This is a genomic window from Hymenobacter persicinus (assembly GCF_004167665.1).
GTDB lineage: Bacteria > Bacteroidota > Bacteroidia > Cytophagales > Hymenobacteraceae > Hymenobacter > Hymenobacter persicinus.
The window spans coordinates 1-16,716 of sequence record NZ_SEWE01000024.1 but is presented as its reverse complement, the minus strand read 5'-3'; the positions used below and the strand labels follow the sequence as shown (position 1 = coordinate 16,716).

The 16,716-nt window shown below is 63.3% G+C and carries 9 protein-coding genes and 1 pseudogene; all 10 read left to right on the top strand.

Annotated features, from left to right (window positions below; translation table 11 throughout):
- Positions 1–59 precede the first annotated feature (59 nt).
- The gene (locus EWM57_RS12355; RefSeq protein WP_129921460.1) at positions 60–281 is read left to right on the top strand and encodes a Sec-independent protein translocase subunit TatA/TatB; all 222 of its coding nucleotides are present in this window, start codon (positions 60–62) and stop codon (positions 279–281) included.
- Positions 282–292: 11 nt separating this feature from the next.
- Positions 293–688, top strand: a complete 396-nt coding sequence (gene tatA, locus EWM57_RS21840) for a Sec-independent protein translocase subunit TatA/TatB (RefSeq protein WP_129921459.1) — start codon at positions 293–295, stop codon at positions 686–688.
- A gap of 6 nt (positions 689–694) precedes the next feature.
- Entirely contained in the window at positions 695–2,131 is a 1,437-nt protein-coding gene (gatA, locus tag EWM57_RS12345; RefSeq protein ID WP_129921458.1) for an Asp-tRNA(Asn)/Glu-tRNA(Gln) amidotransferase subunit GatA, read from the top strand.
- A gap of 11 nt (positions 2,132–2,142) precedes the next feature.
- Positions 2,143–4,104, top strand: coding sequence for a LysM peptidoglycan-binding domain-containing protein (locus EWM57_RS12340; protein ID WP_165370503.1), 1,962 nt, complete (start codon positions 2,143–2,145; stop codon positions 4,102–4,104).
- Between the two features lie 166 nt (positions 4,105–4,270).
- Positions 4,271–6,535 carry an NADP-dependent malic enzyme gene (locus EWM57_RS12335; RefSeq protein ID WP_207218309.1) on the top strand — a complete coding sequence of 755 codons (2,265 nt, stop codon included), beginning with the start codon at positions 4,271–4,273 and terminating at the stop codon, positions 6,533–6,535.
- 281 nt (positions 6,536–6,816) lie between these two features.
- Positions 6,817–7,422, top strand: coding sequence for a Holliday junction branch migration protein RuvA (gene ruvA, locus EWM57_RS12330; protein WP_129921456.1), 606 nt, complete (start codon positions 6,817–6,819; stop codon positions 7,420–7,422).
- An 86-nt stretch (positions 7,423–7,508) separates the two neighbouring features.
- Positions 7,509–14,933 (top strand): T9SS outer membrane translocon Sov/SprA, encoded by a 7,425-nt coding sequence (sov, locus tag EWM57_RS12325; protein ID WP_242510054.1) that lies wholly within the window; start codon positions 7,509–7,511, stop codon positions 14,931–14,933.
- Between the two features lie 165 nt (positions 14,934–15,098).
- A complete protein-coding gene (gene gcvH, locus EWM57_RS12320) occupies positions 15,099–15,479 on the top strand; it encodes a glycine cleavage system protein GcvH (protein ID WP_129921455.1) in 381 nt (126 codons plus the stop codon).
- Positions 15,480–15,489: 10 nt separating this feature from the next.
- Entirely contained in the window at positions 15,490–15,894 is a 405-nt protein-coding gene (locus tag EWM57_RS12315; protein WP_129921454.1) for a VanZ family protein, read from the top strand.
- Positions 15,895–15,923: 29 nt separating this feature from the next.
- Positions 15,924–16,716, top strand: a pseudogene (locus EWM57_RS12310) (hypothetical protein); the annotation flags it as partial.

Below are 16,716 nucleotides of genomic sequence, written 5' to 3'. Positions count from 1 at the left end.
ACGCGCCTCCGCGTATACTAGGCTTTGCACCCCTTCTAACCGGCCCCAGGCCACCACTCATGACACTCGCCTCACTTCTCCTGGTCGGCATGTTCGGTACCACCGAAATTTTGCTGATCCTGTTTGTAATTATTCTGTTGTTCGGTGCTAAGCGGATTCCGGAGTTGGCCAAGGGCCTGGGCAAGGGCATCCGTGAGTTCAAAGACGCCTCTAAGGACGAAAAGCCCGAGTTTCAGGACCGCCCGGTCAACCCGAACGACCCCAACCGCAACCGTCTGTAATTCCTTCAGCTATGCAAACTCCCCTCTTTCTGTTTTTGGGCGACCTGGGTGGCGGCGAAATCATGCTGATCATGGTGGTCATCCTGATTTTCTTTGGCGCCAACAAGATTCCTGAGCTGGCCCGCGGCCTCGGCAAAGGCATCCGCGAGTTCAAGGATGCGTCGAGCGAAATCCGCAACGAATTTGAGAATGCCGGCCGCACCACGCCCCAGCAACCCCAGGCTCCTTACAACCCGACGCCCGCTTACCAGGCTCCGGTGCAGCCCGTAGCCCCGGTTTCCGCCGAAAATTCCGTAGTTTCGGATGCGCAGGTTGTTCCCGCCACTCCCCTTGCCCCGCCCATGGACGGCGGAATTACCCCGCCCGTTACCGAGCGGCCCCGACTAGATCAAACGACTAACGAATAGTACCACTTGAGACGGTTCAATTCTCTTACGGAAGTTCGCAACGAGCTGACGGCAGGCACCACCACCTGTCGTCAGCTCGTGGAGTATTACCTGGATAACATCCAGCAGAAAAGTCACCTGAACGCCTTTCTGGAAGTCTGGCCCGACGAAGCTCTGGCCCAGGCCGACGCCGTGGACGCCAAGCTGGCAGCCGGTACGGCCGGTAAGCTGGCCGGTATGGTTATCGGCTTGAAGGACGTGCTGGCCTACAAGGACCACGCCCTGCAAAGCAGCAGCCACATCCTCGACGGCTTCAAGTCGCTCTACACCGGCTCGGCCGTGCAGCGCCTGCTCGACGAGGATGCTATTTTTATCGGGCGCCAGAACTGCGACGAGTTTGCCATGGGCGCCTCCAACGAGACGTCCTACTTCGGGCCCGTCCGCAACGAAATTGATCCGGAGCGGGTATCGGGCGGTTCTTCCGGGGGCTCGGCCGTGGCCGTGCAGGCCGACTTGTGCCTGGCCTCCATTGGCTCCGACACCGGCGGCTCGGTGCGGCAGCCGGCAGCGTTCTGCGGGATTGTGGGCTTTAAGCCTACCTACTCGCGCATCTCCCGCTACGGTTTGATTGCTTACGCCTCTTCCTTCGACCAGATTGGCACCCTCACCCGCTCGGTGGACGATGCCGCCCTGCTGCTCGAGGTGATGGCCGGCGCCGACGACTTCGACAGCACCGCCAGCCAGCAGCCCGTGCCGCCCTACAGCGAGCTGCTCACCCCCGCGCCCCACTACCGCATCGGCTACATCCGCGACACGATGGAGCGGCCAGGTTTGAACCCGGAAATCAAGCAGGCCGTGGAAGGCGTACTCGACACGCTGCGCGAGCAGGGCCACGTCGTCGACGCCGTCGACTTCCCCTACCTCGACTTCATCGTGCCGTCGTACTACATCCTGACCACGGCCGAGGCCAGCTCCAACTTGAGCCGGTTCGACGGGGTGAAGTATGGCTACCGCGCCCCCGACGCCACCGATCTGGAGTCACTCTACAAGAAAACCCGCGCCCAGGGCTTCGGCCCCGAGGTGCAGCGCCGCATTCTGCTGGGCACCTTCGTGCTGTCGGCCGATTATTACGACGCCTACTATACCAAAGCGCAGAAGGTTCGGCGTTTGATCAAGGAGAAAACCGACGAGCTGCTGCGCCAGTACGACTTCCTGGTGTTGCCGACTACGCCCACCACGGCCTTCCGCATCGGCGAAAACCAGAAAGATCCGCTGGCCATGTACCTGGCCGACATCTTCACGGTGCAGGCTTCGCTGGCCGGCGTACCCGCCATTTCGGTGCCGGCCGGTACCGATTCGGCCGGGTTGCCCATCGGGGTGCAGATGCTGAGCGGAGCCTTCCGCGAGGAGCACCTGCTGGCCTTTGCCAAATCAGTTACGGAAACTCTTACGCCCGCCATGTGATGAAAAGGTCGTTGGGTCGCGTTGCTTTTCTGCTGCTGCTGGCAGCTGGTGTCCGCCCCGCGGCGGCCCAGGTCCAGCGCCCGCTGAATGCTGACCAGCCCACCGACACGGCCCGCGTCCAGCTTCAGGTTCCGCTCGACTCGCTCGTGGCCGAGCCGCTCGAAGCCGGCCCCGACTCTGCCCACCTGGTGTGGCTGCAAACGCCGCCTGAGTTGAAGGACCTGGTGGCCGACCGGGTGAACTGCTTTGAAACCGACGTGCCCCACGTGTTCAACGGCACGGTGATGAGCTTCGTGAACTACTTCACGGTGCGCAACCGGGCCTACACCCAGCGCATTCTGGAGCGGCAGAACCTGTACTTCCCGCTGTTTGAGAAGTACCTGGCCAAGTATAACCTGCCCCAGGACCTGAAGTATCTGGCCGTGGTGGAATCGGCGCTGCTGCCCACGGCCCGCTCCCGGGTGGGCGCCGTAGGGTTGTGGCAGTTTATGGGCCCCACGGCCGGCGACCTGCGCCTGGTGCGCAACGAGTTTATCGACGAGCGGATGAACCCGGAGAAGTCGACCGAGGCGGCCTGCAAGTTCCTGCGGGATTTGTACCGGCAATTTGGCGACTGGGAGCTGGTGCTGGCGGCCTACAACTGGGGCAGCGGCAACGTGCAGCGGGCCATCAAGCGCAACGGCACCCGCAACTTCTGGGCGCTCTACCCGTCGCTGCCCAAGGAAACCCGCAACTACGTGCCCACCTTCACGGCCCTGCTCTACACGATGCAGTACGCCAACGAGCACAACCTGCATTCCGACGAGCTCAACTACCTCTACCCCGAGCGCACCGACACGGTCATGATTTCGGGGCGGAGCCTGGATTTGCGCAAGTTCTCGGCCCAGTTTGGCCTCGACTCCGGTGCTATGGCGCGCTACAACCCGGAAATTCGCAAAACTTACCTGCCCGCTAGCATCCGCAACTACGCCCTGACCGTGCCCCACTGCGTGAGTGTGGAGCTGGCCGCGCTGGACCGCAACACCCTGCTGGATTTCTGCCAGGTTACGCTGCCCCCACCCGCCCCGATTACGCCCGTGGCCCCGGCCCTGGATGGTGCCGACTCAACCCGCACGCTGGTGGCCGCCGCCGACAAGCCCGTGGCCGATAAGCCCAAGTTCCGGCGGGTGCGCCACACGGTGCGCCGCGGGGAAAGCGTGGCCTCGGTGGCGGAGCGCTACGACGTGACGCCGGCCCAAGTGCGCCGCTGGAACGAGCTGCCCCGCAGCAAACAGACGCTGACGCCCAAGCAGCAGTTGGTGGTCTTTCTGCCCGTGGAAACCCCGGAAACCGCCCCGGTCGTAGCTGCCGCGCCCAAGCCGCGCATTCCGGCCAAGCTGCCGCTGCCAACGGAGAAAACGACCGTGGCAGCAGTGGCACCAACCGAAACTGCCGACGCCGATGCCCCGGCGGAAGCCAAGGCAGAGCCCGCGGCTAAAACCGTAGCCGCACGTCCGGCCCGGCCCGTGCGGGAAGTAGCCGCCGCCGCCGAACCCGCCGAACCCGCCGCCCCGGCGCCCGCCGACGACGACAGCCTGCCCGCCACGTACATTGTGCGCCGCGGCGACTACCTGACCAAGATTGCCCGGGAACGGGGCCTGCTGGTTGCGCAGATTGTGGCCTGGAACAAGCTGACCTCCGAAACCGTGGTGCCCGGGCAGAAGCTGGTCTTCACCGCTCCCACCGAAACCGAGCCCGGCACCTTGACCACCGTTGCTACCACGACTCCGGCGGCCAAGACCCGCCGCGCTTCGGCTCCTGCCGTTGCGCCCCAGGCCGAGCTGCCCAAAACTCACCTCGTGCAGCCCGGCGACACGCTCTACAACATTTCCCGCCGCTACCAGGGCGTGACCGTGGACCAGCTGCGCCGCCTCAACCACCTCAAATCCGACGAGGTGAAGCCCGGCCAGAAGCTGGTCATTGTGCAGAGCTGATTCTGAGTCCTTCAGCCAGCCTGTCGAGCCCCGCGCCTGCCCGGCGCGGGGCTCGCGCATTTCTTGCGCAATTAATTAGGCATGCCGCCTAAACTTTGATTCCGGCGGATTTGGCCCCAACTTGCTTACTTGCCCTTTACAGCAACCCATCCATTGCGCCCCCCTCATGCTGAAAATCAACAAGCAGGAAGCCCTCGACTATCATTCCCAGAGTCCCGCCGGCAAGATTGAAGTAGTTCCCACCAAGCCCGTCAGTACCCAGCTCGACCTGGCCCTGGCCTACTCCCCCGGCGTGGCCGAGCCCTGCCTGGCCATTGCCGCCGACCCCGACGACGTATATAAGTACACCGCCAAGGGCAATCTGGTGGGCGTGATTTCCAATGGCACGGCCGTGCTGGGCTTGGGCAACATCGGGCCCGCGGCCTCCAAGCCGGTGATGGAAGGCAAGGGCGTCCTGTTCAAGAAGTTCGCCGGCATCGACTGCTTCGACATCGAAATCGACGCCACCGACCCCGACGAATTTATCAAGATTGTGAAGTCGCTGGAACCTACGTTTGGCGGCATCAACCTGGAAGACATCAAGGCCCCCGAGTGCTTCGTCATCGAGAAGGCCCTGCGCGAGCAGATGAACATTCCACTGATGCACGACGACCAGCACGGCACGGCCATCATCTCGTCGGCGGCCCTGCTCAACGCCCTGGAAATCGTGGGCAAGCGCATCGACGAAATCCGGCTGGTAGTAAGTGGCGCCGGTGCGGCGGCCATCAGCTGCCTGCGCCTGTACCGGGAGCTGGGCCTCAAAAACGTCATCGTCTTCGACAAAGACGGCGTCATTAATAAGCAGCGCACCGACCTGGCCGAGCTACAGATGCAGTTTGCCACCGACTCGCCCATCACCACCCTGGCCGAGGCCATGAAAGGCGCCGACGTGTTTCTGGGCCTCTCGGCCGCCAACGTGCTGCCCGCCGAGCTGCTGCTGCTGATGGCCGAAAACCCCATCGTGTTTGCCCTGGCTAACCCCAACCCCGAAATTGCCTACGACGTGGCCATGGCCACCCGCCCGGACCTAATCATGGCCACCGGCCGCTCCGACCATCCCAACCAGGTCAACAACGTGCTGGGCTTTCCCTACATCTTCCGCGGGGCCCTGGACGTGCGGGCTACTGAAATCAACGAGGCCATGAAGCTGGCGGCCGTGCAGGCCCTGGCCGAGCTGGCCAAGGAGCCGGTGCCCGAAATGGTCAACAAAGCCTACGGCGACAACACCCTGGCTTTCGGCCGCACCTACCTGATTCCGAAGCCCCTCGACCCGCGCCTGATTATCACCGTCAGCACCGCCGTGGCCAAGGCCGCCATTGAAAGCGGCTCGGCCCGCCGGGTAATTACCGACTGGTTTGCCTACGAGGACGAACTGCGCAGCCGCCTGGGCGTCAACCAGAAGCTAATGAACCGCATCACCTCGGCCGCCAAGGCCAACCCCAAGCGGGTGGTGTTCCCGGAAGCCGACAACTACAAAATCCTCAAGGCTGCCCAGATCCTGTTCGACGAGGGCATTGCCACGCCCGTGCTGCTGGGCAACCGGGAGAAAATCGACGCCATTGCCCGCGCCAACTCCCTGGACCTGGAAGGCTGCGAAATCATCGACATTCTCAAGGAAGACGCCAAGCGCGAGGAGTACGCCCAGCTGCTGTTTGAAAAGCGGCAGCGCCGGGGCATCACGCTCTACGAAGGCAAACGCCTGCTGCGGGAGCGAAATTACTACGGCTCGATGATGCTCGAAACCGGCGAGGTCGACGCCTTTATTACCGGTCTGACCAAGGACTACGGCAAATCCATCGTGCCCTCGCTCCAGGTGATTGGGGTGAAGGACGGCGTGCAGCGGGTGGCCGGTATGTACATCATCCAGCACAAGAAAGGGCCCTATTTCTTCGCCGACACCACCGTCAACATCGACCCCACGGCCGAGGAAATGGTGGACATCATCGGCCTCACGGCCCAGGCCGTGCGCTTCTTCGACGCCGAGCCCCGCATTGCGGTGCTGAGCTACTCCAACTTCGGCTCCAACGCCGGGGAGTTGCCCAGCAAGGCCCGCAAGGCCACCGAGCTGGCCAAGAAGCGCTACCCCGACCTGATCCTGGACGGCGAGATGCAGGCCAACACGGCCCTGAGCCCCCAGCTGCTGCGGGAGCACTACCCGTTCAGCGAATTGGCCGAAAAGGGCGCCAACACCCTGATTTTCCCCAACGTGGTATCGGGCAACATTGCCTACAAAGTGCTCCAGGAAATTGGGGGCGCCGAGGTAATCGGGCCCGTGCTGATGGGCATGCGCAAGCCGGTGCACATTCTGCAGCTCGGCGCCACCGTGCGCGACATCGTCAACATGACTGCCATCGCCGTCGTGGATGCCCAGACCTACGGACAGACGCTGTAACCGCGTTGGCGACGGCACCGAGCAGCTTGTCGGCTGTCGGTGGTGCAAAAGAAAAAACCTGCGGACGACCTCCGCAGGTTTTTTCTTTTCTGCGGCAGCGTGGCCGGGAACCGTTTATTTCGATTTGCTGCTTATCTCAAACCAGCGCCAAAAATCCGTAGATTTGGGTTGGCTCATGCTGGCTTCATTTTCGACCCTTATCGGCCGATGAAACTTGGCCAGTCAACCCCGGCTCCCACCCCTGACCCGAACTGCCGACCCGCGTCGGCCCGACCACACGTATGATTGCCTACATAGACGGAACCCTGGCCCATAAAGACCCCACCATGGCTATCATGGACGTAAGCGGGGTCGGCTACGAAATCAAGATTTCCCTGGCCACCTACTCCAAGCTGCCCGCTGAGGGCGAGAAGGCCAAACTCTTCACGTTTCAGCACATCAAGGAAGACGCCCAAACCCTGTACGGCTTCCTGGACCCGAACGAAAAAGCGCTGTTTATGCAGCTGATTTCGGTGTCGGGCATCGGGCCGGGCACCGGCATTATGATGGTGAGCAGCATGAGCGTGGGCGAAATCCGCCACGCCATCGTGCAGGAAGACGTGCGCGCCATTCAGAGCATCAAAGGGGTTGGGCCCAAAACCGCCCAGCGCGTGATTCTGGAGCTGCGCGACAAAATGCGCAAGGACGAGCTGCTGGCTAAGGCCGGGGTGGACACCGTGCCGATGGCCAAGGCGCACAATACCAACCGCTCGGAAGCGTTAGCGGCATTGGTGACCTTGGGCTTTGCTCGGGCCGCAGCCGAGAAGACGCTGGACCAGATCCAGAACAAACACGGCAACGACCTCAGCGTGGAAGGCCTGATCAAGTTTGCTCTCAAGTCTCATTAGATTTTACGCGGCCTGCCGCTTGATTGTTGCCTTTGAACTCTGGTAAGAAGTTACTCACTGCCTCTGTAGTTGTATTTGCGTCGCTGGTGACTTGGTGGTCGCAGGCGTCCCCGACTGGAGTCAACCGCTTTGCGTTGCGGCAGCTCTGGTCGTGGCTGCCGGCCGGCCGGCAGCCCGCGGCCTTTACGCTGGCCCCGGACACGCCCCGCGTCATCCGCCCCGACACCAGCCGCTACCGCTCCAGCCGCCGCCCCAAAGTGGCCCCTGAAGACCGGGCGGGCACGCCGTTTTCGCCCCAGCGCCGCCGCTCGCCCCTGATTCTGGGCTTGCCGGGCAACGTGAACCTGGACGTGACGCCCGACGACAGCCTGCAGTACTTCGACATCCGCGAGCGGGTGGGACAGGAAATTGACTACCGCGACCCGAGCCGCATGAGCTTCGAGGAGTACTCGGAGTGGCAGCAGCGCGAGGCCATTCGCAGCTACTTCCGCGCCAAGTCGGCCGGGGGCGTGGCCGGCGACCCGGAGTCGCCGACGGCCAAGCGCCTGATTCCCAAGATTTACCTAGGCCCGATGGCCGACCGGATCTTCGGGGGCAGCTACGTCGACATTCGCCCCAACGGGGCCGTGACGCTGCGCATGGGCGCGCGCTTCAACCGCAACCAGAACCCCACGCTCACCCTGCGTCAGCAGCGCGTCGGCGACTTCCAGTACGACCAGACGATGAACCTGAACCTCACCGGCCAGATCGGGGAGAAGCTCAAGCTCACGTTCAACTACGACACCAAGGCGGCTTTCGACTTCGAGAACAACATGAAGCTCGACTACACGGGCTACGAAACCGAAATCATCCGCAAGGTGGAGCTGGGCAACGTGAGTCTGCCCATTACCAACTCCCTGATTCAGGGCGGGCAGAACCTGTTCGGCGTCAAGACCCAGCTGCAGTTCGGCAAGCTGGCCGTGACGGCCGTGGCCAGCACCCTGCGCGGCACCGCCGACGAGGTGCGGGTGCAAAACGGCGCCCAGAGCCGCAACTTCGAGCTCAAGGCCAGCCAGTACGAGCGGGACCGGCACTTCTTCCTCTCCCACTTCTTCCGGGAGCGGTACGACGCGGCCCTGCGCAACCTGCCTACGATTCAGTCGGGGGTGGAAATCCGGCGCCTGGAGGTGTACGTGACCAACGACAACCGCTCGGCCGAAAACCTGCGCAACGTGGTGACGCTCATGGACCTGGCCGAGCCCAACCGGGTGTACCGGCCCCAGTTCAGCGCCAACCAGCGCCGCGCCGCCGCCGACAACGGCATCAACTCCGAGTTTGCCCAGGTGTTGCAGGGCGGCGAACAGGCCCGCGGCAACACCTTGGTCGACACCTACCTGCAAACCAGCCTGGGCCTGGCCAAGAGCGTGGACTACGAGCGGGTACGGGCCCGTAAGCTCGACCCGCGCGAGTTCACCTTCAACGCCCAGCTCGGCTACCTGTCGCTGAACACGCCCCTGCTGCCCGAGCAGGTGCTGGGCGTGTCGTATGAGTACCTCTACAACGGCAAAACCTACAAGGTGGGGGAGCTGCAGGGCGACTACAACAACGTGACGGCCGACCAAGTCATCTTCCTCAAGATGCTCAAGGCCACCAACCCCGGCGTGGGCCTGGCCGACCCCAGCATCAACCCGAGCAACCCGAATCTGCAGACCAAGAACCTGCCGACCTGGGACCTGATGATGAAGAACGTGTACCCGCTCAACGCCAACCAGCTCAACCGGGACAACTTCCAGCTCCAGATTGTCTACAAGGATGACCAGACCGGCGTCGACCTGATTTCGCTCAAGGAAGGGCAGCGCATCCAGAACCGCCCGCTGATTGAGGTGCTCAACCTCGACAACGTGAATCCCAACAACGACCGGAACCCCGACGGCAACTTCGACTTCTTCCCCGGCACCACCATCGACCCCGACTTGGGCAAGATCATCTTCCCGGTAATTGAGCCCTTCGGCAGCTACCTAGCCGCTCAGTTCGACACGGCTACCTCCACCAACGAGCTGGCCCTGGCCCGCAAGTACGCCTACCGGGAGCTCTACAACCAGACCCAGAGCGACGCCCAGCAGCGCCAGGAAAAAGACAAGTTCTTCCTGCGCGGCCGCTTCCAGGCCACCGCCACCGACGAAATCAACCTGCCCGGCATCGGCATTGCCGAGGGCTCGGTGCGGGTCCGCTCGGGCAGCACCCTACTGGAAGAAGGCCGCGACTACCAGGTGTTCTACGACCAGTCGAAGGTGAAAATCCTGAACCCGAGCTACCTGAACTCGGCCAACGAACTGCGCATCGAGTTTGAGAAGAACGCCCTGGTGCAGGTGCAGCCCCGCAAGCTGCTCGGCGCCCGCTTCGACTACCGCCTCAACCAGGACGTCAACTTCGGGGCCACGGTGCTCCACCTGCTCGAAAACCAGGCCCCGGGCGTGAACCGCGTCAACATCGGCGACGAGCCCGGCAACAACACCATCTACGGCTTCGACGTGAATGCGCGCCGGGAGTCGCGGGCCCTGACCAAGTACCTGGACCTGCTGCCTTTGATTTCAACCAAGGAACCGTCGTCGGTGGCCTTCAGCGGCGAAATTGCCCAGCTCGTGCCGGGCAAGTCGAAGCTGGGCCGGGGTGAGAATGGCGTATCCTACATCGATGACTTCGAGAATGCGCGCACGCCTTACTCCCTGGGCGGGCTGAGCTCGGCCACCGTGTGGCGCCTGGCCTCGACCCCGCTGACCGTGCCCGGCGGCACCAAGACCGACCTGTCGTATGCCTACAACCGCGCCAAGCTGGCCTGGTACACCGTCGACCAGACCTACTACACCGGCGGCTCGAGCAAGCCCGGCAACATCACCGACGCCGACCTGCGCAACCACTACACCCGGGGCATCAAGCGCACCGAAATTTTCCCCAACCGCGACGTGGGCGCCACCGGCAATGGCTTCGAGTACACGCTCGACCTGGCTTACTTCCCCAACGAGCGGGGCCAGTACAACTACAACCCGAACGTGTCGGCCGACGGGCGGTTTCTGAACCCGGGCAACCCGGTGCTCAACTTCGACAACTACGCCGGCATCAGCCGCGAAATCACCTTCGACACCGACTTCGACAACGCCAACGTCGAGTACATGGAGTTCTGGCTGATGGACCCGTTCATCAAGGGGGCAAACGGCCGCATCATCGACTCCGAAAACCCGGACTTCGACAACACCACCCGCAAAAGCGGCGGGGAGCTGTACCTGAACCTGGGCTCGATTTCGGAGGATGTGCTGCGCGACGGCAACCAGCACGAGTTTGAAAACGGCCTGCCCGACGGAGCCAGCATCACGGCCCAGGACGTGCGCCAGAGCGTGTGGGGCAACGTGACCCGCCAGCAGTTCCTGACCGACGCTTTCAGCGCCTCGCCCGGGGGCCGCAGCCGCCAGGACATTGGCCTCGACGGCCTCAACGACGACGACGAAAAAGCCTTCTTCGCCCAGACAAACCCCCAGTACGCCAGCATCAACGACCCCTCGGCCGATAACTTCCGCCACCACCTCGACGCCAGCTACGACCAGGCCAACACCAAGATCCTGGGCCGCTACAAGCAGTACAACGGCATGGAGGGCAACTCCCAGGAAAACAGCCAGCAGAGCTCCACGGCCTTCCCCGACAAGGAAGACCTGAACCGGGACAACGTCATTTCCGACACGGAGCGCTACTACGAGTACAAAATCACCCTCAACGAGTCGGCGCTGGTCGTGGGCCAGCAGAACATTGTCGACAAGGTCACCAACAACATCAACGGGGACCAGGTGTCGTGGTACCAGTTCCGCATTCCGATTCGTCAGCCTTCGGCCGTGCGCGGCACGCCCAACGGGCAGAGCTTCGGCTTCAAGTCGATTCGGTTCGTGCGCATGTACCTGTCGCACTTCGAGGAGCCGGTGGTGCTGCGCATGGCCCAGCCGCAGTTTGTGGCCAACCAGTGGCGCCGCCTGCTGAGCCCGATTGCCGAAGGCGGCCGCCCGATTACGAACCCCGGCGCCGACCAGACGCCCTTCACCATTTCGACGGTGAGCATCGAGGAAAACGGCCTGGCTGCCGTGGCCGGCAAGGGTGCTATTCCCTACGTGCTGCCGCCCAACATCCAGCGCGACCGGGAATACGGCTCGAGCACGGTGAACCGCCAGCAGAACGAGCAGTCCTTGCGCCTGTGCGCCGACCAGCTCCTCGACGGCTTCGGCAAGGCCGCTTACAAGAACGTGAACATCAACATGCTGCGCTACAAGCAGCTGCGGCTGTTTTTGCACGCCGAAAGTGACGACCCCAACAGCCGCAACGGGGTGCAGGCCTTCATCCGCATCGGCACCGACTACACCCAGAACTACTACGAGTACGCGCTGCCGCTGCGCTTCACCCTGCCCGGCGCCACGACCCAGGCTGAAATCTGGCCGGCCGAAAACGAAATCCGGGTTGCCTTCCAGGACTTCATCGATGCCAAGTCGGAGCGCAACAAGGCCGCCCAGCCCAACTACCTGCTGCCCTACATCAAAACCCTGCCCAACGGGGCCACGATCAAGGTGGTAGGCAACCCCGACTTCAGCGCCGTGCAGGGCGTGCTGATCGGGGTGCTGAACCCCGGCGACGACGGGGCCGACAAGTCCTTGTGCCTGTGGGCCGACGAGTTCCGGGTGTTTGACTTCGACCGGGAAAACGGCTGGGCGGCCACGGCCCGCTTCAACACCAAGCTGGCCGATTTGGCCAACATCACCGCCACCGGCAGCTTCGTGTCGGTGGGCTTCGGCGGGCTGCAGGACAAGCTGGCCGCCCGCTCCCTCGACAACGTGCTGCGCGGCGACCTGAACGCCACCGTAGCCGCTGACAAGGTGCTGCCCGAGCGTCTGGGCGTGAAGGTGCCCGTGCTGCTGCAAACCGGCCACGAAAGCCGCGCCCCCCGCTACGACCCCCTCGACCCCGACACGGAGCTCACCCAGTCGCTGGAGAAGTTTAAATCGGCGGAGGCGAGGTCGGCCTACAAAAAGGCCGTTATCGACCAGACCACCAGCCGCAGCATCAGCCTGCTCAACGTGCGCAAGGAGCGCACCAACGTGGAGAAGAAGCCCAAGCCCTACGACGTTGAGAACCTGGCGCTGAGCTACACGCTCACCGAGCGGGAGCACTCCGACATCCGGACCCGCAGCGACTACACCAAGACCTACAACGGGGCCCTGGCCTACCTCTACCAGACCACGCCGAAAAGCTACTCCCCGCTGGCCAAGATCAAGGCCCTGGACTCGCCCTACCTGAAAATCATTCAGGACCTGAACTTCACGCCCCTGCCCAGCCGCTTCTCCTTCCGGGCCGACGTGGACCGGCGCTACAACGAGCGGTTTTTGCAGCGCACCGTGACGCCCGGTGAAGTGCCAACCTCGGCCGGCATTCCGGGCATCTTCCAGAAGGTGTTCTACTTCAACCGCATCTACGACCTGAAGTGGGACCTGACCAAGAGCCTGATCTTCGACTACACGGCCAACAACCGGGCGGTGGTAGACGAAGGCGAAGGCTCAACCCGCGGCGACGACCCCATTGCCAAAGCCAACCGGGCCATGCTGCGCGAAAACCTGTTCCGCAACGGGGGCCGCACCACCAACTTCAACCAGACCGTAGCCCTCACCTACCGGCTGCCCCTGGACAAGTTCCCGCTCACCGACTGGCTGTCGGCCGACACGCGCTACGCGGCCAACTACACCTGGCAGGCGGCCTCCACGGCCCTGACTGCGCCGCTCTACCCCAACCGACCCGACAGCACCCAGACCATTCCGGTGAACCTGGGCAACACGATTCAGAACAACGCCGAAATCAGCGCCAATGGCAAGATTGACCTGGTGAAGCTCTACAACAAGGTGCGCTTCCTCAACATCATCAATAACGCCCCGCCGCCCGGCGAGGAAAGCAAGGAAAGCCGGGCCCGCTCCGACCGCAAAGGTCTGCTGCCCACCATGGGCCAGGTGCGGGCCGAGGGTGCCAAGGAAGAAGTAGCCAAGGACTCGACCAAGGGCCCCGAGCTGCGCTTTGTCAAGGCCGTGCTCCGGTCGTTGATGACGGCCCGTGCGCTGAACTTCACGTACACCCGCAGCTCGGGTACGCTGCTGCCGGGCTATCTGCCGCGCACCAAGTTCTTCGGCCTCGACGGCAACTTCGACGCGCCGGGCGTACCGTTCGTGCTCGGCCAGCAGCCCGACCTGAATGGCCTCTTCGACCGGGTCTACAACCGCGGCTGGTACACCGACCGCAGCGACCTGCTCAACACCCCGCTCAGCTCCCTGCTCACCGAAGCCCTCACGCTGCGCACCTCGCTCGAGCCCTTCCGCGACTTCAACATCCAGCTCGACGCCCGCCGCAACCTGGCCCGCAACCGGGAGGTGTTTTACCGTGCCCTGGTTGATACGGCCACGCTGGCCCCGGTTATCGGCAGCATCCCGACGGCCAGCCAGCCCCTGGGCAACGGCTCGTTTACCACCTCCATCATCACCATCCAGACTTTCTTCGGGGACCGGAGTGCCAACGGCGAAATCTCGAAGGCCTTCAACCGGTTCATCCAGAACCGGCAGACGGTACGGGACCGGCTGCGCGATGCCAACATGGCCGGCAGCGGCTACGGCTACGGCTACAACTCCCAGGACGTGCTGCTGCCCGCCTTCCTCGATGCCTACCGCGGCCAGAGCTCCGACGGCTACAAGGCCAAGCGCTTCAACCCGTTTGCCCTGCTGCCGATTCCAAACTGGAATATTTCCTACAATGGCCTGGCTGAACTACCCTTCGTGAAGCGTTACTTCCGCTCCATCTCCCTGACCCACGCCTACTCCTCGCTCTACAACGTGGCCAGCTACACCACCTCCACCCAGTACGCGGCCGAGCCCAAAGGACTGTCGAGCGTTATCAACCTACAGTCCGGCCAGCTGATTCCGTATTACGTGATTGGGCAGGTCAGCATCGTGGAGCGCCTCACCCCGCTGATTGGCGTCAACTTCCAGACCCTGCAGAAGGTAACGGGCCGGGTGGAGCTGCGCACTGAGCGGGCCGTAAGCCTGAACACAACCAACGCCCAGGTAACCGAAATTCACGCCCAGGAACTGGTTATCGGCTTCGGTTACGCCACCAACCGCCTCAAGCTGCCCTTCCGTATCGGTGGGGAGCAGAAGATCCTGCGCAACGAACTGACAGCCCGCCTCGACCTCTCGATTCGGGACAACTCCACCATTCAGCGGACCATTGAGGATTCCGTGGACCCGTCTACAACCACAGAGGGCAGCATTGGCCGGGCCCGCAGCCTGACCACCAACGGCACCCGCCAGATGCAGCTCCGTCCCACCATTGACTACACCCTGAACCAGCGCCTAAACCTGCAGTTCTTCTTTACCCGCACCGTCACCGACCCGCGGGTGCAGAACTCGTTTAAGAACTCGGCCACCGAAGGTGGCATTCAGCTGCGCTACAGCCTCTCGCAGTAGCCTGGTGCCGGGACCTAACCAGAAACCGCCGGCCAACTTTTTGCCGGCGGTTTCTGGTTAGGTCCCGGCAATTGCCGGCCCGGGCGTTTAGCCATTTACCGCGCCAAGCCGTACTTTTGAAACCAGTACCCCTGGCTCATCTTTCTTCTTCCCAAAATCATCCCCATGAATCTTCCCGCCAACCTGAAGTACACCAAAGAGCACGAGTGGATCCGCATTGAAGGCGACGCCGCGTACATTGGCATCACCGACCACGCTCAGAAAGAGCTGGGCGACATCGTGTACGTCGACATCGACACGCTCGACAAAGAGGTGGCGCAGAACGAGGTGTTCGGCACGGTAGAAGCCGTCAAAACGGTTTCGGACCTGTTCAGCCCCATCACGGGCACGGTGCTCGAAATCAACGACAAGCTCGACGGCAGCCCCGAAACCGTGAACTCGGACCCCTACGGCGACGGCTGGATGATCAAAATGTCGATTGCCAACCCTTCGGAGCTGGAAGCCCTGCTGTCGGCCGAAGCTTACGGCGGGCTGGTTGGTGCCTAAGCACCGCTCTGTGCCCCTTACCGCGCCGCCCCCGCCCCGCCGCCGTGCCCTCGTGGCCCTGCCGCTGGCGTGGGCGGCGCTGGTATTGGTGCTCACCCTCACTCCCGCGGCCGACATGCCCGCCACGCCGCCCTGGGAGCTGATTTCCTTCGACACGGCTGCCCATGCCTTCGTCTTCTTGGTGCTAGCCGTGCTGAGCTACTTTTCGGCCCGCCGGCAGACGCGCTTTCCCGCACTGCGCCGCCACGCCTTCGGGCTGATGCTGGGCGCCGGCGTTGCCTTTGGCGCTCTTATTGAAGTGCTGCAAATGACCATGGACCTGGGTCGGCACGGTGAATGGTCGGACCTTATCGGCGACTCGCTCGGCACGGCCGCGGGCCTGTTGGGCATGTGGGTCACCCGCCGCTGGTGGTAGTAATGCGGCCGTCTTCTTCTGGTTTCGCTATGGCTTTTCCGCTTTCCGCATCGTGGTTTCGACCTTTGGCGCCGCTCAGTCTGGGTACGGCCCTGCTAACGCTGACGCCAGCCGTAGCCCAGGATATGGGCCAGGTGCGCGCCACCATCACCACCCTGGCCTCCCCTGATTTTCACGGCCGCGGTTACGTGCGCCAAGGCAGCCAGCGCGCGGCCACCTTCCTGCGCCGCCGGTTCCAGCAGCTGGGCCTACGCACCTTCACTCCCCGCTACGCCCAGCCCTTTACCCTTACGGTCAACACGTTTCCCGGCGACTTCAGCCTGCGCCTCGATGGCCGGGAACTGCTGCCAGGTGTTGAGTTCATTGCCGAGCCGGCCTCGGGTGCTGGCCGCGTCAGTGGTCCGCTGCTGCCCCTCGACAGCCTGATTTTCACCAGCGAGGAGGCCGGTCAGCGGTTTTTGGCCCAGTCCCTGCACGGGCAGATTGTGGTCCTGCGCCAGCGCGACGCCGAGCGGCTGCGCACCCTGCCTGATTCTTTCGCCGAGCACCTCAACCAAGCCGCGGCCCTCATCACGCTGGTGCCCGACAAGCTCACGGCCTCCCTCGCCGATGCGCAGTTTCCGCAGCCCCGCCTGCAGGTGCTGGCCAGCCGCTGGACCGGCCCCCGTCAGCAGGCTACGCTGGCCGTCGAGGCCAAGCTGGAACGCGACTACCCCGCCCAAAACCTGATTGGTTACGTCCAAGGCCGCGTGCAGCCCGATTCCTTCCTGGTTGTCACGGCCCACTACGACCACCTGGGGCATATGGGCAAGAAAACGTTTT

What these genes read in the sequence shown, in the direction of transcription:
- EWM57_RS12355 (WP_129921460.1), top strand. Translation starts at nt 60, where the DNA reads ATGACACTCGCCTCACTTCTCCTGGTCGGCATGTTCGGTACCACCGAA.
- tatA (WP_129921459.1), top strand. Translation starts at nt 293, where the DNA reads ATGCAAACTCCCCTCTTTCTGTTTTTGGGCGACCTGGGTGGCGGCGAA.
- EWM57_RS12335 (WP_207218309.1), top strand. Translation starts at nt 4,271, where the DNA reads ATGCTGAAAATCAACAAGCAGGAAGCCCTCGACTATCATTCCCAGAGT.
- ruvA (WP_129921456.1), top strand. Translation starts at nt 6,817, where the DNA reads ATGATTGCCTACATAGACGGAACCCTGGCCCATAAAGACCCCACCATG.
- gcvH (WP_129921455.1), top strand. Translation starts at nt 15,099, where the DNA reads ATGAATCTTCCCGCCAACCTGAAGTACACCAAAGAGCACGAGTGGATC.